We start from the raw sequence: 22,589 nt of genomic DNA on the forward strand, positions 1-22,589 counted from the left end.
CTGGCGCAGCTAAGCTAGCGTATGCTCAACGACATCGAACGAAGGCGGGCCGAGAACGCTATTACGAAGCTTCTGAAGCCTCGCGATAGCCCTCATGTGAAGTCAGGCGGGGAAGTCCTTTACCGCATAGGGGGCCAGATCATAGAGGTCTACTCCGCGAGGCCCGCTTACGACGACCCCGACGAGATCATCGAGATCCCGATCGCCAAGTTCCGGTACGTTCGGACGCGCGAGGTCTGGCAGCTTTTTTGGCTACGGGCCAGCGGTAAGTGGCAAGGGTACGGCGCGCTGCCGGAAGCCGAAAGCCTGCCGGAGCTGGTGGATGAGGTCTGGCGAGACCCCTTTTGTTGCTTCTGGGGCTGACGCAGTGATCTGTGAGAACTCACAAGAAAACTCCGTCGGCTGTCGCGCTTCCTTACGAAACTGCTAGGCCTCATCGACCTGCTGCGCAAGGCGCACCTCGCTGTAGCGCATGCGAGAGAGGTCCCCCTGAGCCTCGAGCCTGCCCTGAGTCACCAGAGCGATAATCCGTTGAGCGTAGAAGACGTCCGGAATACCAGCGGGCCGGCCGGTGAAGTTACCCATCGTGGTGCCGACAACGAATGCAACCTTGTGCCAACTATGATCTGAGACATGCATTAGAGCCGCGTCGATTGCTTGTATCTGCTCTGGCCGAAGTGCCGCAACGAGCTTTAGGGCATCTTCGTCGAGTGGAGGATCACGAGGCTCGTATTCTGAAGTTGTCATGACGCTCCCTTGTGAGGCGTAACGTCTGAATTGCGCGGAGCCGCGAAGCGGCTTTGGCTTGATCAATAGCGCATTACTAAGAGGTGGTTATGAAAGCCCTCGGCGATTCCGAGAGGGTCCAACTCGCTGATAACGCCTCTGCCTGCTGCAGCACCGTCTGTACGGCTTCGTCCTGCAGATCTGGGGGATAGCCATACTTACGCAGGATGCGTTTGACGAGTACGCGCAGCCTCGCTCTGGCTGATTCACGGTGGGCCCAGTCGACTGAAACATTCTCGCGTAGGCTGGCCAGCAACTCGTGGGCGATCACGCGTAGTTTCTCATCTCCCAGAACCTGCACGGCCGATCCATTCTCGGCCAGCGCATCGTAGAAGGCGACTTCGTCTTCAGAAAGGCCTTGCTCTTCACCGCGACTGCGCGCAGCTCTGATGTCCCTGGCGAGTTTGATAAGTTCCTGCAACACTTCGGCGGTCGAAATAGCATTGGCGTGATAACGCGCAATGGCATTCTCCAGCCGCTCGGAGAAGACTCGCGTCTCGACTACATTGGTCCGCGTACGGGAGCGAATGCTTTCGTTGAGTAGTTTGCGCAAGGCTTCAAGCGCCAGATTTTTCTTATCCATATGCTGGACTTCCGCAAGGAACTCGTCCGACAGGATGGAAATGTCAGGTGTCTGAATGCCCGCCGCTTTCAGGATATCGACGATCTCGGTGGAGACGATGGCGCGGCCGACGATCTGCTGGATGGCCAGCTCGCGCTCCTGACGGGGCATGCCCACGCTGGCGGAGGTCTTAGCCAAAGCGAAGCGAATCGCCTGGAAAAAACCTACTTCTTCACGAATAGTCATTGCTTCATCTGAACTAGAAGCGAGCGCGAAAGCCTTGGTGAGCGCCAATACAGCGTCGTTAAAGCGGCGATTCGCGCGCCGTTTCGCTTCTGGAATACTCTCCACAGAAGCCCATTGCTGCTGTTTAGTCAGAATCCATTCAATGCCTCGCGCCATCATTGCTAGTCGCTCACCTGGAGTTCCATCCAGCGCGCAGTGATAGTCGAAACCGTGGAACATGTCGCGCACGATTTCGTACTTCTCCAGCATGACAGACACTGCCACCGCTCCATCGATGCCGGTTTTATCCTGGTCGGGCTTGGAGTATTGGGCCAGCGCGGACTTCAAGTTCAGTGCGATACCGATGTAATCGACTATCAGCCCCGCCGGCTTGTCGCGGAAGACTCGGTTCACCCGCGCGATGGCTTGCATCAGGCCGTGCCCCCGCAGTGGCTTGTCAATATACATAGTGTGCATGCAGGGCGCGTCGAAGCCGGTCAGCCACATGTCGCGCACGATCACCAGCCTTAGCGAATCCTTAGGATCGCGCGCGCGTTTAGCCAGTAGGTCACGGCGCGCCTTATTTCCAATGTGTCGCTGCCATCCGATCGGGTCCGAAGCCGAACCCGTCATTACAACTTTGACTTTGCCGGTATTGTCGTCGTCGCTGTGCCATTCTGGACGCAGCTTGATAAGCTCTTCGTAAAATGCCACGCAGATTCGTCGGCTCATGCACACCACCATTGCCTTACCGTCGAGCGCTGCTACACGATCATCGAAGTGCTGAACCAGGTCGGCCGCAATCAATGCTAAGCGCTTCGGGCTGCCAACCAGCGTTTCGACCGTGCTCCATTTCTGCTTGGTGCGTTCGGCACTGGGTTCGTCTTCGCTCTCCAGCAATGCCTCGATCTCGGCGTCGATGTGAGGCTTCTCGTCCTCGTCTAGCTCGATACGTGCCATTCGAGACTCGTAGTAGATCGCCACCGTAGCGCCATCTTCCACCGCCCGACTGATGTCGTAGATGTCGATATAGTGCCCAAACACCGACGGTGTGTTGACGTCTGTCGCCTCGATCGGCGTACCCGTAAAGCCAATGAAAGATGCATCGGGGAGCGCATCGCGTAGATACTTGGCAAAACCGTAGGCGATCTCGCCGGTCTTACTGCCTACTCTGGCCTTGAAGCCGTATTGGCTGCGGTGCGCCTCGTCGGCAATAACCACCACGTTGGCACGATCTGTCAACATTGGGAGATTGGCTTCGCCAGACTGTGGCGCAAACTTTTGTAGTGTAGTAAAGATCACGCCGCCGGAGGCACGATTCAGCAGCGAGCGCAGATGTTCCCGTCCAACGGCCTGCACGGGCGTTTGGCGGATTAGATCCTTAAACATCGCGAATGTGGCGAAGAGCTGCTCGTCCAAGTCGTTACGATCGGTGAGCACCACTAGAGTTGGGTTGTGCATGCGTGGTTCGGCAACCAGCAGGCCGGCATAAAAGGCCATCAGTAAGCTCTTGCCAGAACCTTGCGTGTGCCAGATAACGCCGGCTTTGCGGTCGCCGGACGGCTGAATCGCGTCGTTCAAAAGGTGATGTTCGGCTGCATCTTCTACGGACCAGATTTTCCGACTTGCCCGTAACGTTGACGTCACTGCCTTCTTTACCGCATGGAACTGGTGGTAGCCGGCAATAATCTTAATCAGCCCGCTAGTGCTTTCGCCGAACACCGTGAAATGACGCAGCAAGTCCAGCAAGCGCCCCTGCTCAAATACCCCTTCGATCAGCGTCGCCAGTTCCGGGGTGCCCTTGGATTCGATGTGCTGGCCATTGGTGGTGCGCCAGGGCATGAAGCGTTCAATGTCAGCTGATAGCGAACCGATCCGTGCAGACAAGCCATCCGATGTAACGAGTAATGCGTTGCTGCGGAATAGCAACGGAATCTGTTGCTTGTAGGTTTGTAGTTGGTTGAAGGCCCTGACTAGTGTCGCGCTCTCGTCACCCGGCGCCTTAAGCTCAATCACCGCCAGCGGCAGGCCGTTGACGAACACCACCACATCAGGTCGGCGCCTTACTTGCCCCGCTACTACCGTGAACTGATGCACGGCTAGCCAATCGTTCCGCGATGGCGTGTCGAAGTCGATTATCCGTACCTTGCCTGCGGTGAGCGTGCCGTCCTCGGCGTAGTACTCCACATCTGCACCCTCGGTCAGCAGACGATGAATACGGCGGTTCTCTTCGAGCAAATGGGGCGATTCCGATTGCGTCAGGCGGCGTATCGCGTCGGCCTGCGCCTCGGGCGGCAACTTGGGATTTAGATGGGCCACTGCCTGAGCCAGGCGCGACTTGAGCACCACTTCATCATAGGCATCTCGCTCCGCCTGCTTTCCGTCCGGGCCGATGAGATCGTCCGACATGCATGCGTACCCCAGCCCCGCAAGCTGACTCAGCACGGCGGCTTCGAGTCGGGCCTCTGACAGAAAGACCATCAGGCTTCTCCTTGCTTGTCGTCTTAGTCAGTCGATGAAGCGGGGACGCTGCGTGCAGCGTTCAATGCCTCGATGTAGGCGTCTCGGTCTAGCTGATAAAGTAAGCGGCTGACGGGAATGCTTAGTGAAAGGTAATCATAGCCCGGCAAAATTATTCGGAACTCAGGATTGCCATCATCGTCTGCAACTAACGTCAAGCCGATATTCCTATCGATTAATTCATTGAGTGCCTCGAACCGCTCCCACGGCTCGCGTGAATTGACCGGGTCGCGCTGTGCGTCAAGGTAAGCTTGGTGCAGAAACGTCACGAGGGCATCAGCTGACAAGATTGCTGAGCGCCGATGATGTACGGATAGTTTGGCAAGGAATCCGTCGCGTCCGTGACTGATCGGGCCTGATTCATTTCGCAGGTCGCCTAAAGCTGTTGTTAACTTATGATGCTGCGATACGAGTTTGAGAAATTTCCCGTTCTGATTCTCACCAAGCTTGAGTACGCGCACCGCCGCGGCAACCCATTCACCAAAATCCGGCGCTGCGGCTTTCGGTTTGACTGGGTGTGTGCGCGAATCGAGCTCATCAACGATCATGCGGCAGAAAACCTCAACAATCGATTTTGCGCAATCAATGCACGCATCGTTGTCTTGCGCCAAGGTGCGGTCCAGGGCATCGAAAGTCTGTTGTAGCATTGGCGCGTCGCGCCAATACGTACAAGCTTCACGGATACCGGGGCACCAGTCCAAGTTCATTGGTCGATCCGAAGTTGTTTTGGCACGAGGCATGGCAAAAGCGTATCGCGCAGTATCGCGAGTGTTTCCATCTGTTCGACGTTGGATTCCACTTTCAACCTTAGCGGCTCGGCAAAAGCATCAAACTCTTCGCACAAGTCATTAGGCGGAAGCGCAAAGCGTGGGATCTGCAAGCCAGCAGCCTTGAGCATGTTCACGGTGCTCCCATTGGCACAGCTGATAATCTGCTCACGCATAGAGGGGGTCTTGAGGCAGTGGTATAGCCACTCGCGAGTAATTGGACTTCCGACTTTCAGGCGCACTCGATACAAGTGATGGGAGTAGAGACCACTAGCGTATCGCTTAGGTATTATTGCCGGAAATCCAATAAGTCTGTGCTCGTGACCTTGCTCGGTATTGGCAACGATGATGTCACCGGGAATGACCAAGTGCCGCTCTCGATGGTCGCCACGGTAGTACTTTATTCCAGCGTATTTGTAGCCGCCGAACTCTAGAATCGAATTCAGATTGTGCATGGGAATGCCTTCGTCGGGATCGGCTAGGCCCGCCCCCTTGTAGCTAAGGCCGCGCTCCGCATCTATGTGCTCTTCCAGCGTTGCCACGCTCCATCCCATCGGTATCAAGCCTAGTTCGGATTCCTGCATTTTTTGCGGTAACGTACCGTCGAAATCCACGAACCTCGACTTGAACAGAGCTGTCGCGAATGCTTCCAATGTGGAGTTTGTTTGGCGCAGATTGTCGATTCGGTTGTCGATGGCTTCCAGCGTCTCAACTAGCGAAAGTGCTCTGCTCGTCGGTGCAGGTAGTCGATATGCGAGGAAATCTTCGCGTGCTAGACCCAGATTAGTTGTTCCTGTCGCATGGCCCCGGCAATAAGCGCGATACTGCGATGTTCTTAGAGACCAGTAAAGAAGTCTTCGAGGATACGTGTTCTCACCAAAATCGAGCTTCACTGTATCCTGTGTCAGGCGTCCCGAAGATATTGAATCTGGTACTCTCGCAACAGCTCCGAGTAGATCTGCTGATTGTGTGACGTCCTTGAGTGAAACGTACAAGTCGCCTTTAACCAGAAGCTGACTAGGCTTCGACTCACCGCCGTAGGTCTTTAGTGAGTTGTCGCGGAAGCCGCCATTGCGCTGAATGCTTCCCAGGCCGAGAAGTATGGGCCCCGGATGCCCGAGAAGCGCGCTCTTATAGGTCGTTCCACGTACGAGGCTGACAACCTCCCCTAGCGTCGGTGCATATGGTTCAGACGCCATAGTTCAGGGCCTCCAACTTCTCTTTGATGAGGGCATCAAGTCGCGTACCACGCGTCATCTGTTCGCTGAGTTGCGCGACCAAGCGGCGCATCTTCTTTTCGAAAGTCTCGTCGTCGTCAGGCTGCGCTTCCGCGCCAACATAACGCCCTGGCGTGAGGACGTATCCGTGCCTGCGGATGTCGTCAACGGCGACTGCTTTGCAGAAGCCGGGCTCGTCTTTGTACTCGACAGCGTCCGCTTCACCCCGCCATACGTGATAGGTATCAGCGATCCGGCAGATCTCTTCATCGGTGAGTTCGCGGCGCGTGCGATCCACTAACACTCCCATCTTGCGCGCATCGATGAATAGAACCTCGCCGCGCCGATCGCGCAGTTTTGTCTTCTTCACAAGTCCGTTACTACGGTCTTTCGCCAGGATCCACAAGCAAGCAGGAATCTGCGTGGAATAGAACAACTGTCCGGGCAGTGCCACCATGCAATCCACCACGCTCGCCTCGATCATCGCCTCGCGAATATCACCTTCGCCGCTCTGCGTCGAACTCATCGAGCCGTTAGCTAGCACTACTCCCGCGAAGCCATGAGGACTGAGGTGATGGATTATATGTTGCAACCACGCATAGTTGGCATTGCCAATCGGCGGAGTGCCAAAGGCCCAACGCGCGTCCTCGCGTAGGCGTTCGCCGCCCCAGTCGGAAATGTTGAATGGGGGGTTGGCGAGGATGAAATCGGCCTTGAGGTCGCGCAGATCGTCCTTGTGGAAACTACCTTCGTTGTTCCAACGGATGTCGGCGTCGATGCCCCGCACGGCCAAGTTCATCTTGGCCAGCCGCCAGGTGGTGTAGTTACTTTCCTGGCCGTAGATCGCGATATCTCCTATTCGGCCTCCGTGTTCGCGTATAAATTTGTCGCTCTGCACGAACATGCCGCCGGAGCCACAACAAGGGTCGTAGATTCGGCCTTGATAGGGCTCGAGTATTTTGACAAGCACCTGCACCACGGACCGCGGCGTGTAAAACTCACCACCGCGCTTGCCTTCGCTACCTGCAAATTGACCCAGGAAGTATTCATAGACTCGACCTAGTACATCTCTGGACCTGCTGCCGCCTTCGGCCAGCGCGATGCCAGAGATTAGGTCGATCAACTCCCCGAGCATCACCTTGTTGAGCGCAGGACGCGCGTAGTCCTTAGGCAGTACGCCTTTGAGTGAGTCGTTGTCTTTTTCAATGGCCCGCATGGCATCATCGATGAACGTTCCGATTCCGGGTCGTTTGGCATTGGCCTTCAGATACGACCAACGGGCTTCTTTGGGTACCCAGAAGATGTTATCTGCAAGATACTCGTCCTTGTCCTCGGCAGCCTGTGTGCCTTCAGTCAGCAATTCGGCATAGCGCGCTTCGAAGGCATCAGAGATGTACTTAAGAAAGATCAAGCCGAGGGCGACATGCTTGTAGTCACTAGGCTCCATATTGCCGCGTAGTTTGTCGGCGGCTTTCCAGAGTTTGTCCGCATAATCGAGTTCTGGGCCGAGCTCACGACTGGGGACGGGAGGTGCGATGTCTGACTGTACAGGCTTGGATGGCACGGTCTCCTCGGGCGTCTCAGCCGACACGGCAGTTGTCAATGCGACCGAACCACCTCGTCCCCGTCCTGAACGGATACGGCCTTCTTCGATCAACTGCTGCTTGATGCGCTGGTATGTAGTGTCCTGCCAACCCAGCTCTTCTCGGAGCCGCTGGTTGCCTGCGGTTCCGTTAAGAGATTCCAGCACGGACAGGAAACGCTCGATCTTTTGTTCGTTTGACGACACAACGTATTCCTAATGACTTGAGTGCAGGGGGAGCAGCCGACGTCGCTCACCTAGCCTAGGCAGTGAGCACTGATTTTTTTGAGCCGCAACTGCCCCATGGGAACGTGCTAGAAGAGTAAGTGCCGCCCCAATTGTTGTCGATGTTGGAACGACATCCACGGCAGGAACAACACTATTTCTATCGCCATTTTCCCGTGCGGCGGAAAGGTGCTGCACAGTACGCTGTGGCTTGGGGCCTTACTATCAGACGAGCACGCCACGGTTTGATGTCGCCTTGGGGGTCAAAACGTCAAAAAAACCGCCCCTTGTAAGTGGCTGTTTTATAAGGGCGTCCAATGGTCGGCCGACCACAGGTCCGGAGAAAACGGCCCGGAGAGAGGCGAAAAAATCGCCAAACAGCGCCTCTGTGGATAACTCGCCGACCAATGGAAAACGCCAAAAGCCTGGGAAATAAGGCCTTTTTCGTCGTTGCGACGAGGCGTAGAAAAAGTTGGAAGGGAAAGTTTGGCGCGCCTGGAGGGATTCGAACCCCCGACCAATGGCTTCGGAAGCCACTACTCTATCCGGCTGAGCTACAGGCGCGTTGTCGGTGCGCACGAGGGTGTCGTGCGGCCGTGCATTCTAACGGAAACCGGCGGTTTGGGTGACTCTGCGGGTGCACGGGGGGCGGTGAGGCGCCGGGTTAGGGGCGGGGCGACGGCGAAAAGCCAGGCGGGGCAAGGCGCGACGGTGGCCGGGGCGGGGCGCGGCCGGGTCCGCAAGGTACTCTATGCGCCTATGGAACGCGTTCATTCCCCCGTGCCCGCGCCGGATTGGCGGCGGCGGTTGTCCTTGTATTGGAAGCTCACCCGCGGCGATCGGCCGATCGGCTGGCTGTTGCTGCTTTGGCCGACCTGGTGGGGGCTGTGGATCGCGGCCGAAGGCGTGCCGCCGTTGTGGACCTGGTTCGTGTTCAGCGCCGGGGTCTGGCTGACTCGGGCGGCCGGGTGCGTCATCAACGATTACGCCGATCGTTGGCTCGATCCGCACGTCGAACGCACCCAGCGCCGTCCGCTGGCGACCGGCGAGTTGCGCGGGCGCGAGGCGCTGGCCGTGTTCGCCGTGTTGATGCTGGTCGCGTTCGGCCTGGTGTTGACCTTGAACCGTTTGACCGTGCTGATGAGCTTCGTCGGCGTGGTGCTCGCGGCGAGCTATCCCTATCTCAAGCGCTATACCTATCTGCCGCAGGTGTACCTGGGCATGGCCTTCGGTTGGGGCATCCCGATGGCGTTCGCGGCGGTGCGCGGCGAGGTACCGGCGCTGGGCTGGCTGTTGTATGCGGCCAACATCCTGTGGTCGACGGCGTACGACACTTGGTACGCCATGGTCGATCGCGAGGACGATCTGAAGATGGGGTCCAAGTCCACCGCGATCTTGTTCGGCGAGCTGGATCTGGTCGCGATCGGCGTGCTGTATGCGTTGATGTTCGCGACCTTGTGCCTGGTCGGCGCGCGCGCTTCGCTGGGCCTGTGGTACTACGCCGGGCTCGCGGTGGCCGCGGCCTTGGTGGTCTACGAATTCGTGATCGCGCGCCATCGCGAACGCGAGCCGTGCTTCCGGGCGTTCTTGCACAACCACTGGGTGGGGCTGACGATTTTCGCCGGTCTGGCGCTGGATCTGCTGCTGCGCGCGCGCGTCGCGACCGCTTGAGTGGCGGCCGTGTGAAGCCGGCCTACGCACAAGTTCGGATAGGATTTGGCACGCTTTCAGCGCGTTTGAGATGAGCGCCACCGGGCGTGGGGCGTAGTCGCGCGGGAGCGAAGTCTTCCCGACCCGGAATCCGCAATGTCAGTTATCGCCGCTTCGTCCGCTCCGCGCCGTCGTCTCGCCGGCCTCGCTTCGCTCGCATTGATGGTTCTGGCCGGGACGGCGGCGTTGCTGCCGCAGCCGGCCCAGGCGCAGTTCGCCACCGGCGGTGCGGGCCGGTTCCGTCCCAACATCCTGTGGTTCGACTGGGGCACCCAGCCCAACAACATTCCGCAGGGCGGCACCTCGGTCACCAACGTGTTCAACGTGTCCGGCCAGGAGCTGCGGGTGACCTGCGCACTGAGCAACATCAGCGGCGGTGTCGCGCCGTCGTTGCGCATCTACCGCCCGGGCGTGTGGAGCGGCGACGGCCTGGACGATCTGTACAACATCGGCGGTACCGGCACCGCCAATTCCATGGACATCGGTCTGCGCAATCGCGTCGACGCGACCACGGTGGACTTCAACTTCGCATGTACCGCAACCATCGGCACGCCGGGCCAGCCCAATCCGCCCGCGTATCAACTCGACGGCCTGGTCGTCGCCGATGCCGAGCAGTCGGCCGGGGTGGAGTACCTGCAGGCGACGATCCCCAGCACCAACGGCGGGCTGACCACCACCTGGCGCCTCATCGATCGCTACCGGACCCCAGGCTGCACCACCGGCACGCCGACCACGCTGACCAACAACGCCGGCTCGAGCACCTTGCGTTTCGGCGCCTCGACCAACTGCGCCAGCGGGCCGATGGGTGTGGCCTTCATGGAGAACGCGACCAGCGCGCAGGTGCAGTTCCGCGGCGGCGGCGGTTCGGCGGTGGCCTTGGGCGTGTTCATCGTCGAATCCACCGAGCGCGGCGACGCGCCGGCCAGTTACGGTGACCCGGTGCATCTGTCGCAGTTCACCTGGAGCGGCGGCACGCTGACGCCGGGCACCAGCACCGACATCAACTCGAACGCCTTCACGCTCGCCAGTCTGGTGCCGCCGAGCACCCGCCTGGGCAGCGCGCTGGATTCGGAGCCCAACGCGCCGTATTCGACCAATGCCGACGGCGACGACCTGGTCGGCACGCCGGACGACGAAGACGCCTTCGCCGCGCCGTTGGGCACGGTGGTCGCGCTGCCCGGCCAGACCTACGCCTCGTCGGCGGTCGCCTGCACTGGGCCGGGCACCGTGCGCGGCTGGATCGATTTCAATCGCGACGGCGATTTCAACGACGCCGGCGAGCAGTCCGGCAACAGTCCGACCTGCACCGGTACCACCACGGTCGCGCTCAACTGGACCGTGCCCGCCGCGGTGCAACCGGGGCAGAGCTACCTGCGCCTGCGCATCGCCAGCAATGCGGCGCAGATCGCCAGCCCGACCGGCACGGCCAACGACGGCGAGGTCGAGGACCATCTGCTGACCCTGGCCAATGCGCGCCTGACCGTGATCAAGCAGGTCGATGCGCGCGCGGCCGCCGCCGACCAGTTCACCGTCAGCCTGTTGCAGGGCACCAGCGTGCTCGGCAGCGCCGCCACCAGCGGCGCCGCGACGGGCGCCACCACCGGCGCGATCGCGGCCAATTCGGGCGTGGCCTACACCCTGCGCGATGCGCTCAGCGCCGGTACCACCGCGTTCGCGCGTTATCAGAAATCGCTGGCCTGTACCGCCAATCCCGGCAGCGGCGGCGCCGTGCCGACGCCCGGCGCGGCCACCGGCAGCGGCCCGGTCGATTGGAGCCTGACCCTCAATCCGGGCAACGATCTGACCTGCACCATCCGCAACCGCGCCAACTTGAGCAGCCTGCAGATCAGCAAGGACGACGGCGGCCAGCCCAGCTACACACCGGGTACGGTTCGCAACTACCTGATCAGCGTGCGCAACAACGGCCCCGACCCGGTGGTCGGCGCACAAGTGTCCGATCCTTTGCCGGCCGGCGTGACCCTGACCGGTCCGTGGAGCTGCACCGCCAGCCCCGGCTCGACCTGCAGCGCCGGTTCCGGCGGCGCGGCCGGCGGCAGCGCGGTGAATCTGACCGTCGACCTGCTGGCGGACGGTACCGCGACGATCACCGTGCCGGTGCGATATAGCGAGAATCCTGGGGACTACTGAGTCGTCGGCAGCGCGGCATGTTGCTTCCAGCCATCGTCGCTACGGGAGTCGGGGCTGAAAGCCCCTCCCACAAAAGAGCTCGTTGTTTCGCTGAGCAGCGCGCGTGGCCGCAGGGTTTTTCTGGGAGGGTCTTTGGGCCCGACTCTGAGTCATGCGGATCCGAACACTGCCTGCGTCGGGCGATCGTCGCTACGGGAGTCGGGGTGAAAGCCCCTCCCACAAAAGACTCTCGTTGCTTCGCTGAGCAGCCCGCGTGGCCGCGGGTTTTTTGTGGGAGGGCCTTCAGGTCCGGCTCCGGGCATTGTGCGAAACAGCGATCGCGGGCAATGACTCGCGGCCGCTGCTGGCGTGCAATGGGCACTCCGCCCTCAGTGAGCCTGCCATGCGCATTTCCGCTTCGCGTTCGACCGCCTTGCCGATGCTGCTGGCGTCGTGGTTCGCCGCCACCGGCGTGTCCGCCCAGACCGCCGCCGCGCCGACCCGCGAGCATTACGCGCCGCCGGGGTGGGAGAGGTCGTATCACGATCTGCATTACTCGCCGGTCGTGCGGATCGGCGATCGGGTCATCGTGTCGGGGATTCCGGCGATGGAGGGCGCCGACGACGAGGCCAAGGCGCGTTGGGTGTTCCGCGAGCTGCAGGCGCATCTGCGCAGCGCCGGCGCGGAGCTGGAGGACGTGATCGAGTTGCAGAGTTTCCACGTCGCGCGCGATCAGGCCGAGTTCCGCGACCGCATCAAGCCGGTGCTGAAGGTGCATCGCGAGTTCTTCAAGAACCATTACCCGGCGTGGACCGCGGTGGCGACGACCGGCTTGTTTACGAAGGAAACCAGCTTCGAGCTGCGCGCCGAGGCGGTGATCGGTTCGGGGCGTCGGCCCAAGGCCGAGATCGCGGCGCCCAAGCAGCCGTGATCGGCGGCGACGCCGCGGTTTCAAGTCGAAGCGCCCGTGCCGTTCAGGCACGGATGATCCGACGCAGCCCGGGCAGATGCGCGGCCCAGCCGCGCCGCAAACCAATCGTCCCAATTCCCCTGCGCACCCGCATCCGCCCCGTGTAGGAGCGGCGCAAGCCGCGACACCCGAAGCCGATGCACCGCGCCCGCGAAACTGCCGCTTGACGTTCGTCCAACCGGTTTGCCCGTCCTGAAGTCCGCCTCTGGCATCAATACCAATCGCCGTCGCAGCCCGTCATCCGGTGCCTGCCGAGCCGGTTCTTTGCGGTTTCCTCGCCGAGTCCGTCGGCAGACCCGCCTCGCTTTCCCACCCAACCTGCGACTAATGTCCAAGTGGCCTACCCCGCCCACGCTTGGACAATCGCCAAGCCCCGTCGCAGGAATCCCGCCATGACTTCAGCCGCCTCCGCTCCCGTCGACGGCCCGCTCGCGCGTTTCGCCCTGCGCAGCGCCGCCTGGGCCGAACGCTGGTTTCCCGACGCGTACGTGTTCGCGGCGCTGGGCGTGGTCATCGTCGCGTTGGCCGCGCTGGCGTTCGGCAGCACGCCCACGGCGACGGCGAGCGCGTTCGGCGACGGCTACTGGAGTCTGATTCCCTTCACCATGCAGATGGCCTTCGTGGTCATCGGCGGTTACGTCGTCGCCACCGCGCCGGCGGTGGCGCGGGTGATCGACGCGCTTGCGCGGGTGCCGCGCAGCGGCCGCGGCGCGATCTGCTACGTCGGCCTGATCAGCATGCTGGCCTCGCTGCTGAGCTGGGGCTTCTCGCTGGTGTTCGGCGGCCTGCTGGTGCGCGCGCTGGCGCGGCGCGAGGATCTGGACATGGACTACCGCGCCGCCGGCGCGGCGGCCTATCTCGGGCTGGGCGCGGTGTGGGCGATGGGGCTGAGCTCCTCGGCCGCGCAGTTGCAGGCCAATCCGGCCAGCATGCCGCCGGCGCTGTTGGCGATCACCGGGGTGATTCCCTTCAGCGAAACCATCTTCCTGTGGCAGTCGATCGCGCTGACCGCGGCGCTGATCGCGGTGTCGCTGCTGATCTGCTTCGTCACCGCGCCGCGCGGCGCGTCGGTGCGGCGCGCGCGCGATTTCGAGGGCGCCGAGCAACTGGCTTCGGACGAAAAGCTCGCCGCCTCGCTGCCGCCGCGCACGCGTCCGGGCGAGTGGCTGGAATACAGTCCCTTGATCACGATCGCACTGGCCCTGCTCAGCCTGGGCTGGCTGGGCTACGAGTTCGCGCATAAGCCCTGGGTGAGCGCGATCGCCAGTCTCAACACCTACAACTTCCTGTTCCTGACCGCCGGCCTGGTGCTGCACTGGCGTCCGCGCAGTTTCCTCAACGCGGTCGCGCGCGCGGTGCCCAGCACCACCGGCGTGCTGATCCAGTTTCCGTTGTACGGCGGTATCGCCAGTCTGCTGACCGCGGCCAAGGGCAGCGACGGCCAGACCCTGGCGCATCATCTGTCGACGGTATTCGTCCATATCGCCAGCACCGAGACCTTCACCTTGGTGATGGGCGTGTACTCGGCCGTGCTCGGTTTCTTCGTGCCGTCCGGCGGCGGCAAGTGGATCATCGAGGCGCCCTATGTGATGCAGGCGGCGAACGACCTGCAGGTGCACCTGGGCTGGGCGGTGCAGGTCTACAACGCCGCCGAGGCGCTGCCGAACCTGATCAACCCGTTCTGGATGCTGCCGCTGCTGGGCGTGCTGGGTCTGAAGGCGCGCGACATCGTCGGCTTCACCTTCATCCAGTTGCTGGTGCACATCCCGCTGGTGCTGGGCCTGCTGTGGCTGCTTGGGCTGACCTTGAGCTATCACCCGCCGGTCATGCCCTAGGCGGATTCGCCGTGCCGCGCAAGCGGAAAAATCCTACCCCCGCTCGCGCCGATGCCCGACTGACCCAGACCGCATACGGCGCGATTCTATGCGTGTGGAGACGCCGCACATGGGCTGCTGCGGCGGGAGCGCGACAAGGAGGTTGCGCTCCGCCTCCACACTCGATGGAACCGCCGTTTTCCTGGCCGCCGCGCGGGCACTTCTCAGCCTGTGCGACCTGTGTCGGAGACAATGGCTGCACGCGACAGGGAAGGGAATTCCGGCGTTGTAAACGGACTTCGAACGCAGTTGGGGAAAGGAATTCGGGAGAACTATCAGGACATCGGAAACGGACCAGGGAACTTCGCGCGCGACACGCGTCCTCGTCGGCACGGCGCACGCGATGAAGGTCCGAACCGATTCGGCAGGGATGCCGGTCAGCACACCCCCGCCCGATTCGATCGGCGCGCCAGGAGGCGACGCGTAGGGACACCACCGCCAGGGACGGCGGGCGGTCGGAATCGGGGATGCGCCCGGGATGGCGCGCGTGGCGGAAGGGACTCCGCCATCGGGCGGGGCGGGTAGCGCAAGCTCCGCCCGGACAGTCAGGAATCGACGCGGACGGCGGCCATCGGCCGCCGTTTTCGTGTTCGCGCTTCGCGTGGGCGGCGCGCGGTCCGCGATCGATTCAAAGCACCCGCGCACACACCCACGCATCCACCCGTTGCACGCCGGCGCGGCGCAGCGTCCTAGCCGCGGCCTGCAAGGTCGCGCCGGTGGTCATGACGTCGTCGACCAGCACCACGTAGGCCGGCACCGGCACGGTCTCGCGCCAAGCGAAGGCGCCCTGCAGATTGCGTCGGCGGTGGGCCGCGTCCAGGCGCGATTGCGCGGGCGTGTCGCGCCGGCGGATCAGCCCCTGGCTCAACAGCGGCAGGCGCAGTTCGCGCGCCAACGGCCGGGCGATCTCCAGCGCCTGGTCGTAGCCGCGTTCGCGCAGACGCGTGCGGTGCAAGGGAATCGGAATCAGTACCGGCGGCGAGGGCATCGTCGCGTCGGTCGATGCGCAAGGCGTTGGCCGCCTGTGACCGGCGTGGGCGAGCGGGTCCGCCGGTGGCGGCGAGGCCCGCGGATGGGCGTTCAACGGCGGCGATGCGCGGTGATGCTCCCACCCGTCGTGCAGCGGAACGGCCAAGCGTTCACACAACATCGCCGCAAGCAGGCGGCCTGCGGCGAGATCGCGATGGAATTTGAACCGTGGCAGCAAGCGGTCGAGCGGCGCGCGATAAGCGCAGGCGGCATGGACTTCGGTCAGCAGCAGCGGACGGCGCAGGCAACGACCGCAGATCGCGCGGGTGGGCAGGGCGTCGCCGGCCGGGTTCGGGCCCGGGGTGGCCGATGCGCCGCACGGGTCGGGCAACGGCAATGCGCAGCGCAGGCAGGCCGGCCCCATCCAGGGCCAGGCCGCGGTGCAGATCGCGCACAGATCGCGGCCGTTGGCACCGGTTTCGCCACAGATCAGGCAACGCGGCGGCCACAGCGACCAGCCCAGCCGGCGCCAGAATCCGTCGTGGCGTGGCGCAGTGGGGGCGAAGGTCGCGCAAGTCATCCGTACAGCTTGGCCGGCCCCGCGATCCGGGGCTGTCGGGGCAAGGCCGGGCTGGGTGTCGGGAAAGTCCGCGCAGGGCCGGTCATGGTCAGCGACGGCGCGGCGATGGCGCGATGGGTCGGATCGAGTGGAGCGGTTCTTGCGACTACGGGTAAGACGGTGGCTGCGATATGCAGATCGGGTCGAAAGGCGTCGAGGTGAAGGCCCTACGCACCGGATCGAAAGGCGCCGGGCCTGAAGGCCCTCCCACAAGAGCACTCGAGAGCACGCGTTGTCGCATCAGGCGCGGCACGCCGTCGGTTGGCGCGGCACCCGGCCTACGCGTCGGCCCAAAGCTGTCAACTCGAATGAGTTGAGATCGGTTGACAGCGCTTCGCCCGCTTCCCAGACTGCCGGCTCCGGCCGCCCGGTGGCCGGTCCCCCTTTGCCCGCCGTCAGTGCAGTCCCCGCTGGAGCCAGCCCCGGTGCCTATGTCCTCATCCCCGTCTTCCCCCGAGCTGCGCCACGACTGGTCCCGCGCCGAAGTCCGCGCGCTGTTCGATCTGTCGTTCCCCGAATTGCTGCACCGCGCCGCCAGCGTGCACCGGGAGAACTTCGACCCCAGCGAAGTCCAGGTCAGCACCCTGCTGTCGGTCAAGACCGGCGGTTGCCCGGAGGACTGCAGCTATTGCCCGCAGGCCGCGCGCTATCACACCGGCGTGGACGCGACCAAGCTGATGAGCACCGAGGCGGTGATCGAGAAAGCCAAGCAGGCCAAGGCCGCGGGCGCTTCGCGTTTCTGCATGGGCGCGGCCTGGCGCTCGCCCAAGGACCGCGATATCCCGAAGGTCGCGGCGATGATCCGCGAGGTGAAGGCACTGGGCCTGGAAACCTGCGCGACCCTGGGCATGTTGTCGGGCGATCAGGCCAAGTCGCTCAAGGCGGCCGGCCTGGACTACTACAACCACAACCTGGACACCGCACCGGAGTTCTATAACGAGATCATCCACACCCGCGAGTTTCAGGACCGCCTGGACACGCTGGAGCACGTGCGCGATGTCGGCATGAAGACCTGCTGCGGCGGCATCGTCGGCATGGGCGAGTCGCGCGGACAGCGCGCCGGCCTGCTGCAGACTCTGGCCAATCTGCCGGCGCATCCCGATTCGGTGCCGATCAACCGGCTGGTGCAGGTCGAAGGCACGCCGCTGGCCGGCACGGCCGAACTCGACCCGTTCGAATTTGTGCGCACCATCGCAGTTGCGCGGTTGATGATGCCCAGGTCGATGGTCCGTCTGTCGGCCGGACGCGAGGCGATGAGCGACGAACTGCAGGCGCTGTGCTTCCTGGCCGGCGCCAATTCGATCTTCTACGGCGAAAAACTGCTGACCACCGGCAATCCGGACACCGAGCGCGATATGGCCCTGTTTGCGCGCCTGGGCCTCAAACCCATGCAAATCGTGGAGACCGCTGGCACGGTCCATGCGAGTATTGAGGAACATTCCGAACAGTCCGCCCACACCTGCGCCGCCTAGCGGCGGAGTACCGCGATGAGCAGCCAGCGAACCCTTTGGCGCGAACGGATTCAAACAGCTCAGGCCCAACGCGTGGCGAACGCGCGCAGCCGCACCCATCGCGTGGTCACTCACCGCGATGGCGCGCGCTGCGAGGTCGAGGGGCGATCGCTGGTCAACTTCTGCGGCAACGACTATCTGGGGCTGTCGCAGCATTTCGCGGTGACCAATGCGTTCCAGGATGCGGCGTCGCGCGAAGGCACCGGCGGATTGGCCTCGCATCTGGTCTGCGGCCATCACGCCCAGCATGAAGCGCTGGAACGCGAACTCGCCGACTGGTTGGGTTCGCCGCGCGCGTTGCTGTTCGGCAGCGGCTTTCTGGCCAACATTGCCGCGGTGCAAGGGCTGTTGGAGGAAGACGATGTCTGCGTGCAGGACCGTCTCAATCACGCCAGCCTGATCGACGCCGCGCGTCTGGCCGGTTGCCGTCTGCGCCGCTATCCGCATGCCGATCCGGAAGGCGCCATCCGGCAGCTGCGCAACGTGCCCGACGGTTTGGCGATGTTGGCCACCGACGGCGTTTTCAGCATGGACGGCGATATCGCGCCGCTGCGCGATCTGGCTCTGGTGGCGCGCGCGCAAAAAGCCGTGCTCTACGTCGACGACGCGCACGGCGTCGGCGTCACCGGTCCCGACGGTCGCGGCACGGTCGCCGCGGCGCGTTTGTCGACCCAAGAGGTGCCGCTGCAGCTGGCGACCTTCGGCAAGGCGCTCGGCAGTTACGGCGCGGCCTTGCACGGCGATGCCGATCTGATCGGCCATCTGGCCGAAACCGCGCGCAGCCATCTGTACACCACCGCCTTGCCGCCGGCCCAGGCCGCGGCCACGCGCGCGGCGATCAAGCTGGCGCGCAACGATCATTGGCGGCGCGAGAAGCTCGCCGAGCTGACCGCGCATTTCCGCGAGCGCGCCGGCAAGCTCGGCTTGGAACTGCTGCATTCGGGCACCCCGATCCAGCCGGTGATGTGCGGCGACGATCGGCGCGCGCTGGCGATGGCGCAGGCGCTCGAACAACAAGGCTACTGGGTCGCCGCGATCCGTCCGCCCACCGTGCCCGAAGGCCGCGCGCGCTTGCGCGTGACGTTCTCCGCGCTGCACACCCGCGAACAAGTCGACGGCTTGATCGAAGCGCTGGCGCGCGCTGCCGAACGCGTGGCGATCGAGCGCAACGACAACGGCGCCGACGCGCCGGCCTCCGTGGCGCGATGAGCGCGGCGCAGTCTTCGACGCCGGACGCGAGTCCGGCGGCTGCATCGATCGCGCAAACCGATTTGGCGCAGATGCTGGCCGGCCTGCAAGTCGACGTGCGCGAAGGCGAATACGTATATGCCACCACGACCGACGCACGCTCGCTGCTGCGCGACCTCGCCCTGGCGACGGTGGTCGAAGACGAAGGCCTGACCTGCGTGCTGCGCCGCGAAGACGCCGACGCGCACGGCGTGACTTACGACTTCATCGCCGCGTGGCTGAGCCTGCGCGTGCACTCGGCCTTGCAGGCGGTCGGGTTGACCGCGGCGGTATCGCGTGCGCTGACCGGGCAGGGCATTTCCTGCAACGTGCTGGCCGGTTTCTATCACGATCATCTATTGGTGCCGGCGGATCGGCGGGATGAGGCGATGGCGGCGTTGCATTCGTTGCGCGATGAAGCATGAGTCGCAGCATCACTCGCCTGCCGTCATCCCCGCGAAGGCGGGGATCCAGGGCTTCATCGCGACAACGTTCTGAAGTCTCTGGATCCCCGCCTTCGCGGGGATGACGAGCAAGGGCAACAGCCAAAAGCCAAAAGCCAAAAGCCCGACCTCTGACGCGAACCCCTCGTCAGCCAACGAATCACGAAACAAACGAAGTACGGACCGTCTTCCCCCATGTACATCCAAACCACCGGCGCACCTGTCGACAGCGGTCGTCCGGCCATCGTCTTGATCCACGGCTGGGCCATGCATGGCGGCTTGTTCGCGCCGCTGGTCGAGCGTCTGTCGGCGCACTACACGCTGCATCTGATCGATCTGCCCGGCCATGGCTACGCGCGCGAAGACGCCAGCGCGCTCGATCCCGGCGCGCTCGCGACGCAACTGGTCGAACGGATTCCCGATGCCTACTGGCTGGGTTGGTCGCTGGGCGGGCAGGTCGCGTTGCGCGCCGGCCTGGACCATCCTCAGCGCGTGCGCGGTTTGATCATGATTGCGTCCTCGCCGCGTTTCGTGCTCGGCGAAGACTGGTCGCACGGCGTCTCGCCCGATCTGTTCCGCAACTTCGGCAGCGCGCTCGAACGCGATTTCCGCGGCACCCTGGAAGGCTTTCTGGCCCTGGAAGCGCTGGGTTCGCCGAGCGCGCAGGAAGAGCTGCGGCATCTCAAGCAACAGGCCTTCGAGCGCGGCGAACCGGCCGAACGCGCGCTGTACGAAGGGCTGGCCTTGCTCGACGCGCTCGACGTGCGCGATGAGTTGCCGAACCTGCAGATGCCCAGCCTGTGGATCTCCGGCCGCCGCGACCGTCTGGTGCCTGCCGGCGCGATGCCGGCCGCAGCGGCGCTGGCGCCGCGCGGCCGCAGCGTGGTCATCGCCCACGCCGGCCACGCGCCGTTTCTCGGCGCGGCCGACGAAGTCGCGCAGACCATCGAGGCGTTCGTCGATGCGACGCAAGCCGCATCGGTGGCGGCATGAACCGGCGGAATCGGCATCGGGCGCGACGTTGAAGCCGATGCTTTCCAAGCCGACCCGTCAGGCGCGCGCGGACATCCGCCGCGCCGGCACGCGGTGCTGGTGAACCCTCTACATTGAAACAGGCAAGCCCGAAGTCCATGACCGATCTGTTCGACCACCGCCAGGTTCGCCGCTCCTTCTCGCGCGCCGCGCACGGCTACGACAACGCCGCCGCGCTGCAGCGCGAAGTCGGCGCGCGCCTGTCGGAAACCCTGGATTTCCTCGACGACCGCGCGCCCGAGGTGGTGGTCGACATTGGCTGCGGCCCCGGCCATCTGAGCGCGGCGATGCAGAAACGCTGGCCGCGGGCGCAGGTGATCGCGCTGGATCTGGCCCTGCCGATGCTGCGCGAAGCGCGCGGCCATTTCGGCGAAGGCGGCTGGCGTCCGCGTCTGCTCGGCGGCGCGCGCCGGCCCGATGCGATCTGCGCCGACGCGCGCGCGCTGCCGCTGCGCGACGCCAGCGTCGACGTGCTGTTTTCGAATCTGTGCCTGCAATGGGTGGAAGACCTGCCGGCGGTGTTCGCCGGCTTCCGCCGGGTGCTCAAGCCGGGCGGTCTGCTGCTGGTCTCCACCTTCGGCCCGGACACCTTGTTCGAACTGCGCGGCGCCTTCGCCCAGGCCGACGCCGCGCCGCACGTGAGCCTGTTTCCGTCGATCGCGCAGTTCGGCGATGCCTTGATCGCGGCCGGCTTCAAGAATCCGGTGCTCGATCGCGACGAGTTCACCCTGAGCCATCCGGACCTGGGCCATCTGATGCGCGAGTTGCGCACGCTCGGCGCGACCAATGCGATGGTCACGCGCCGGCGCAGCCTGACCGGCCGCGCCCGCTTCGCCCGCGCCGCCGAAGCCTACCAAGCGCTGCGCGACGGCAACGGGCAATTGCCGGCGACCTGGGAAGTGATCTACGCCCACGCCTGGGGTCCGGAACCGGGCACGCCGATCCGGGTCGGCGGTGTGGATGAAGTGCAGGTGCCGGCTTCGAGCATCCGGATCAGGCAGCGGCCGTGAGCGCGCGCCGCCACGCTCTGTGGGCGGTGCTGATCGCGTTGGCCTCGGCCTTGTTCTTCACCTGCACCTACGTACTCAACCGCGCCGCCGCCAACGCCGGCGGCCACTGGGCCTGGACCGCGTCGCTGCGTTATCTGTTCACTCTGCCGATGCTGGTGGTGGCGATGCCGTTTCTCGGCGGCATGCGCCCGGTGTGGCGGGCGATCCGCGCCCATCCCGGGCCGTGGCTGCTGTGGAGCGGGATCGGCTTCGTGCTGTTCTACGTCTGTCTGAGCTACGCGGCGGCCAGCGGGCCGTCGTGGCTGATCGCCGGTACCTTCCAGCTCACCGTGATCGCCGGGATGCTGTGCGCACCGTTTCTGTACCGCGACGCGCGCGCCAGGATTCCGCTGCTGGCGCTGGCGACCGGGGGTTTGATCGTGGCCGGGGTGCTGTTGCTGCAACTGGGCCACGGCGGCGGACGGCTCGATCGCGCCGGCTGGATCGCCCTGGTCTGCGTGGCGATCGGCGCGGTCGCCTATCCGCTGGGCAATCGCGGATTGCTGCTGCATCTGGAGACGACCGGGATCGAGCTCAACGCCACCCAGCGGGTGTTCGGCATGACCCTGGCCAGCCAGCCGATGTGGTGGGCGGTCGCGGTGTACGCCGGGGTCGACTCGGGCCTGCCGCCGGCTGGACAGGTCGGTCTGGCCGCGGGCGTGGCCTTGGGCGCGGGGGTGATCGCGACGGTGCTGTTCTTCCAGGCCACCGGCATGGTCCGCAACGATCCCACCGCGCTGGCCGCGGCCGAGGCGATGCAGGCCGCGGAGATTCTGTTCGCGACCCTGATCGGAGCGCTGTGGCTGGGCGAAGCCTGGCCGCAGGGCCGCGCGCTGGCCGGGGCCTGCGTGGTCATGTTGGGCATCGTCGCTTTCAGCGTGGTTGCCGCGCGCGCGGCGGCCGGCAACGATCGCAGGGTGAAGGAATTGCGCAGCGATCGCGGTGGGTGAAGCGCCGCGCTTGCGAACCAAAGGTTCGCGCGGCGCTGAACGCCCGCAGGCTATGCCTGTGGGCCGGATCGCCAATCGGATGGGCTCGTACGCTCGAGCCGCGCTTGCGAACCAAAGGTTCGCGCGGCGCTGAACGCCCGCAGGCTATGCCTGTGGGCCGGATCGCCAATCGGATGGGCTCGTACGCTCGAGCCGCGCTTGCGAACCAAAGGTTCGCGCGGCGC

The 22,589-nt window shown here is 64.0% G+C and carries 17 protein-coding genes and 1 tRNA gene; 11 read left to right on the plus strand and 7 right to left on the minus strand.

Annotated features, from left to right (window positions below):
• Window positions 1-21: 21 nt before the first annotated feature.
• Window positions 22-363 (plus strand): DUF3024 domain-containing protein, encoded by a 342-nt coding sequence (locus tag ACTOWJ_RS08315; RefSeq protein ID WP_441334136.1) that lies wholly within the window; start codon window positions 22-24, stop codon window positions 361-363.
• 63 nt (window positions 364-426) lie between these two features.
• Here the strand turns inward: ACTOWJ_RS08315 and ACTOWJ_RS08320 are convergent, their stop codons facing one another.
• The 6 genes from ACTOWJ_RS08320 to ACTOWJ_RS08345 all read right to left on the minus strand — a co-directional run bounded on the left by ACTOWJ_RS08320 (window position 427) and on the right by ACTOWJ_RS08345 (window position 8,448).
• Entirely contained in the window at window positions 427-747 is a 321-nt protein-coding gene (locus tag ACTOWJ_RS08320; RefSeq protein ID WP_441334137.1) for a DUF3658 domain-containing protein, read from the minus strand.
• Between the two features lie 76 nt (window positions 748-823).
• Window positions 824-4,054: a type I restriction endonuclease subunit R gene (locus ACTOWJ_RS08325; protein ID WP_441334138.1), complete on the minus strand. Its 3,231-nt coding sequence runs from the start codon at window positions 4,052-4,054 to the stop codon at window positions 824-826.
• Window positions 4,055-4,077: 23 nt separating this feature from the next.
• The gene (locus tag ACTOWJ_RS08330) at window positions 4,078-4,800 is read right to left on the minus strand and encodes an abortive infection family protein (protein WP_441334139.1); all 723 of its coding nucleotides are present in this window, start codon (window positions 4,798-4,800) and stop codon (window positions 4,078-4,080) included.
• Window positions 4,797-6,059, minus strand: a complete 1,263-nt coding sequence (locus ACTOWJ_RS08335; protein ID WP_441334140.1) for a hypothetical protein — start codon at window positions 6,057-6,059, stop codon at window positions 4,797-4,799. Before ACTOWJ_RS08335 ends, ACTOWJ_RS08330 begins: the two co-directional genes overlap by 4 nt.
• A complete protein-coding gene (locus tag ACTOWJ_RS08340; protein WP_441334141.1) occupies window positions 6,049-7,866 on the minus strand; it encodes a type I restriction-modification system subunit M in 1,818 nt (605 codons plus the stop codon). Before ACTOWJ_RS08340 ends, ACTOWJ_RS08335 begins: the two co-directional genes overlap by 11 nt.
• Before the next feature lie 505 nt (window positions 7,867-8,371).
• Window positions 8,372-8,448, minus strand: a tRNA-Arg gene (locus tag ACTOWJ_RS08345).
• 195 nt (window positions 8,449-8,643) lie between these two features.
• On the opposite strand from ACTOWJ_RS08345, the gene ubiA reads away from it, so the two are divergent.
• The 4 genes from ubiA (at window position 8,644) to ACTOWJ_RS08365 (ending at window position 14,526) form a co-directional block, all read left to right on the plus strand.
• Complete coding sequence (gene ubiA / locus ACTOWJ_RS08350; RefSeq protein ID WP_441334142.1) at window positions 8,644-9,555, plus strand: 4-hydroxybenzoate octaprenyltransferase; 912 nt, start codon at window positions 8,644-8,646, stop codon at window positions 9,553-9,555.
• Window positions 9,556-9,690: 135 nt separating this feature from the next.
• Window positions 9,691-11,742 (plus strand): CshA/CshB family fibrillar adhesin-related protein, encoded by a 2,052-nt coding sequence (locus ACTOWJ_RS08355; RefSeq protein WP_441334143.1) that lies wholly within the window; start codon window positions 9,691-9,693, stop codon window positions 11,740-11,742.
• A gap of 382 nt (window positions 11,743-12,124) precedes the next feature.
• Window positions 12,125-12,652, plus strand: a complete 528-nt coding sequence (locus ACTOWJ_RS08360) for a Rid family hydrolase (RefSeq protein WP_441334144.1) — start codon at window positions 12,125-12,127, stop codon at window positions 12,650-12,652.
• Window positions 12,653-13,083: 431 nt separating this feature from the next.
• Window positions 13,084-14,526, plus strand: a complete 1,443-nt coding sequence (locus ACTOWJ_RS08365; RefSeq protein ID WP_441334145.1) for a short-chain fatty acid transporter — start codon at window positions 13,084-13,086, stop codon at window positions 14,524-14,526.
• A gap of 667 nt (window positions 14,527-15,193) precedes the next feature.
• Here ACTOWJ_RS08365 and ACTOWJ_RS08370 read toward each other — a convergent pair.
• Window positions 15,194-16,114, minus strand: coding sequence for a ComF family protein (locus ACTOWJ_RS08370; protein WP_441334146.1), 921 nt, complete (start codon window positions 16,112-16,114; stop codon window positions 15,194-15,196).
• Window positions 16,115-16,584: 470 nt separating this feature from the next.
• Between ACTOWJ_RS08370 and bioB the strand changes: the two genes are divergently transcribed.
• From bioB to ACTOWJ_RS08400, 6 genes are all read left to right on the plus strand, one after another.
• Window positions 16,585-17,625: a biotin synthase BioB gene (bioB, locus tag ACTOWJ_RS08375; protein ID WP_441334364.1), complete on the plus strand. Its 1,041-nt coding sequence runs from the start codon at window positions 16,585-16,587 to the stop codon at window positions 17,623-17,625.
• Between the two features lie 15 nt (window positions 17,626-17,640).
• Window positions 17,641-18,873, plus strand: coding sequence for an 8-amino-7-oxononanoate synthase (gene bioF / locus ACTOWJ_RS08380; RefSeq protein ID WP_441334147.1), 1,233 nt, complete (start codon window positions 17,641-17,643; stop codon window positions 18,871-18,873).
• Window positions 18,870-19,316, plus strand: coding sequence for an ACT domain-containing protein (locus tag ACTOWJ_RS08385; RefSeq protein WP_441334148.1), 447 nt, complete (start codon window positions 18,870-18,872; stop codon window positions 19,314-19,316). Before bioF ends, ACTOWJ_RS08385 begins: the two co-directional genes overlap by 4 nt.
• Window positions 19,317-19,529: 213 nt before the next feature.
• Window positions 19,530-20,327, plus strand: coding sequence for a pimeloyl-ACP methyl ester esterase BioH (bioH, locus tag ACTOWJ_RS08390; protein WP_441334149.1), 798 nt, complete (start codon window positions 19,530-19,532; stop codon window positions 20,325-20,327).
• Window positions 20,328-20,464: 137 nt separating this feature from the next.
• Complete coding sequence (gene bioC / locus ACTOWJ_RS08395; RefSeq protein WP_441334150.1) at window positions 20,465-21,376, plus strand: malonyl-ACP O-methyltransferase BioC; 912 nt, start codon at window positions 20,465-20,467, stop codon at window positions 21,374-21,376.
• A complete protein-coding gene (locus ACTOWJ_RS08400; protein WP_441334151.1) occupies window positions 21,373-22,365 on the plus strand; it encodes a multidrug resistance efflux transporter family protein in 993 nt (330 codons plus the stop codon). Before bioC ends, ACTOWJ_RS08400 begins: the two co-directional genes overlap by 4 nt.
• The last annotated feature ends 224 nt before the right edge of the window (window positions 22,366-22,589 follow it).

The organism is Lysobacter sp. CA199 (assembly GCF_052078715.1).
Taxonomy (GTDB): domain Bacteria; phylum Pseudomonadota; class Gammaproteobacteria; order Xanthomonadales; family Xanthomonadaceae; genus Lysobacter.

What these genes read in the sequence shown, in the direction of transcription:
- bioH (WP_441334149.1), top strand. Translation starts at nt 19,530, where the DNA reads ATGTACATCCAAACCACCGGCGCACCTGTCGACAGCGGTCGTCCGGCC.
- ACTOWJ_RS08330 (WP_441334139.1), bottom strand. Translation starts at nt 4,800, where the DNA reads ATGAACTTGGACTGGTGCCCCGGTATCCGTGAAGCTTGTACGTATTGG.
- bioB (WP_441334364.1), top strand. Translation starts at nt 16,585, where the DNA reads ATGTCCTCATCCCCGTCTTCCCCCGAGCTGCGCCACGACTGGTCCCGC.
- bioC (WP_441334150.1), top strand. Translation starts at nt 20,465, where the DNA reads ATGACCGATCTGTTCGACCACCGCCAGGTTCGCCGCTCCTTCTCGCGC.
- ACTOWJ_RS08360 (WP_441334144.1), top strand. Translation starts at nt 12,125, where the DNA reads ATGCGCATTTCCGCTTCGCGTTCGACCGCCTTGCCGATGCTGCTGGCG.
- ACTOWJ_RS08355 (WP_441334143.1), top strand. Translation starts at nt 9,691, where the DNA reads ATGTCAGTTATCGCCGCTTCGTCCGCTCCGCGCCGTCGTCTCGCCGGC.
- ACTOWJ_RS08365 (WP_441334145.1), top strand. Translation starts at nt 13,084, where the DNA reads ATGACTTCAGCCGCCTCCGCTCCCGTCGACGGCCCGCTCGCGCGTTTC.
- ACTOWJ_RS08325 (WP_441334138.1), bottom strand. Translation starts at nt 4,054, where the DNA reads ATGGTCTTTCTGTCAGAGGCCCGACTCGAAGCCGCCGTGCTGAGTCAG.
- ACTOWJ_RS08335 (WP_441334140.1), bottom strand. Translation starts at nt 6,059, where the DNA reads ATGGCGTCTGAACCATATGCACCGACGCTAGGGGAGGTTGTCAGCCTC.
- ACTOWJ_RS08320 (WP_441334137.1), bottom strand. Translation starts at nt 747, where the DNA reads ATGACAACTTCAGAATACGAGCCTCGTGATCCTCCACTCGACGAAGAT.
- bioF (WP_441334147.1), top strand. Translation starts at nt 17,641, where the DNA reads ATGAGCAGCCAGCGAACCCTTTGGCGCGAACGGATTCAAACAGCTCAG.
- ubiA (WP_441334142.1), top strand. Translation starts at nt 8,644, where the DNA reads ATGGAACGCGTTCATTCCCCCGTGCCCGCGCCGGATTGGCGGCGGCGG.
- ACTOWJ_RS08385 (WP_441334148.1), top strand. Translation starts at nt 18,870, where the DNA reads ATGAGCGCGGCGCAGTCTTCGACGCCGGACGCGAGTCCGGCGGCTGCA.
- ACTOWJ_RS08315 (WP_441334136.1), top strand. Translation starts at nt 22, where the DNA reads ATGCTCAACGACATCGAACGAAGGCGGGCCGAGAACGCTATTACGAAG.
- ACTOWJ_RS08370 (WP_441334146.1), bottom strand. Translation starts at nt 16,114, where the DNA reads ATGACTTGCGCGACCTTCGCCCCCACTGCGCCACGCCACGACGGATTC.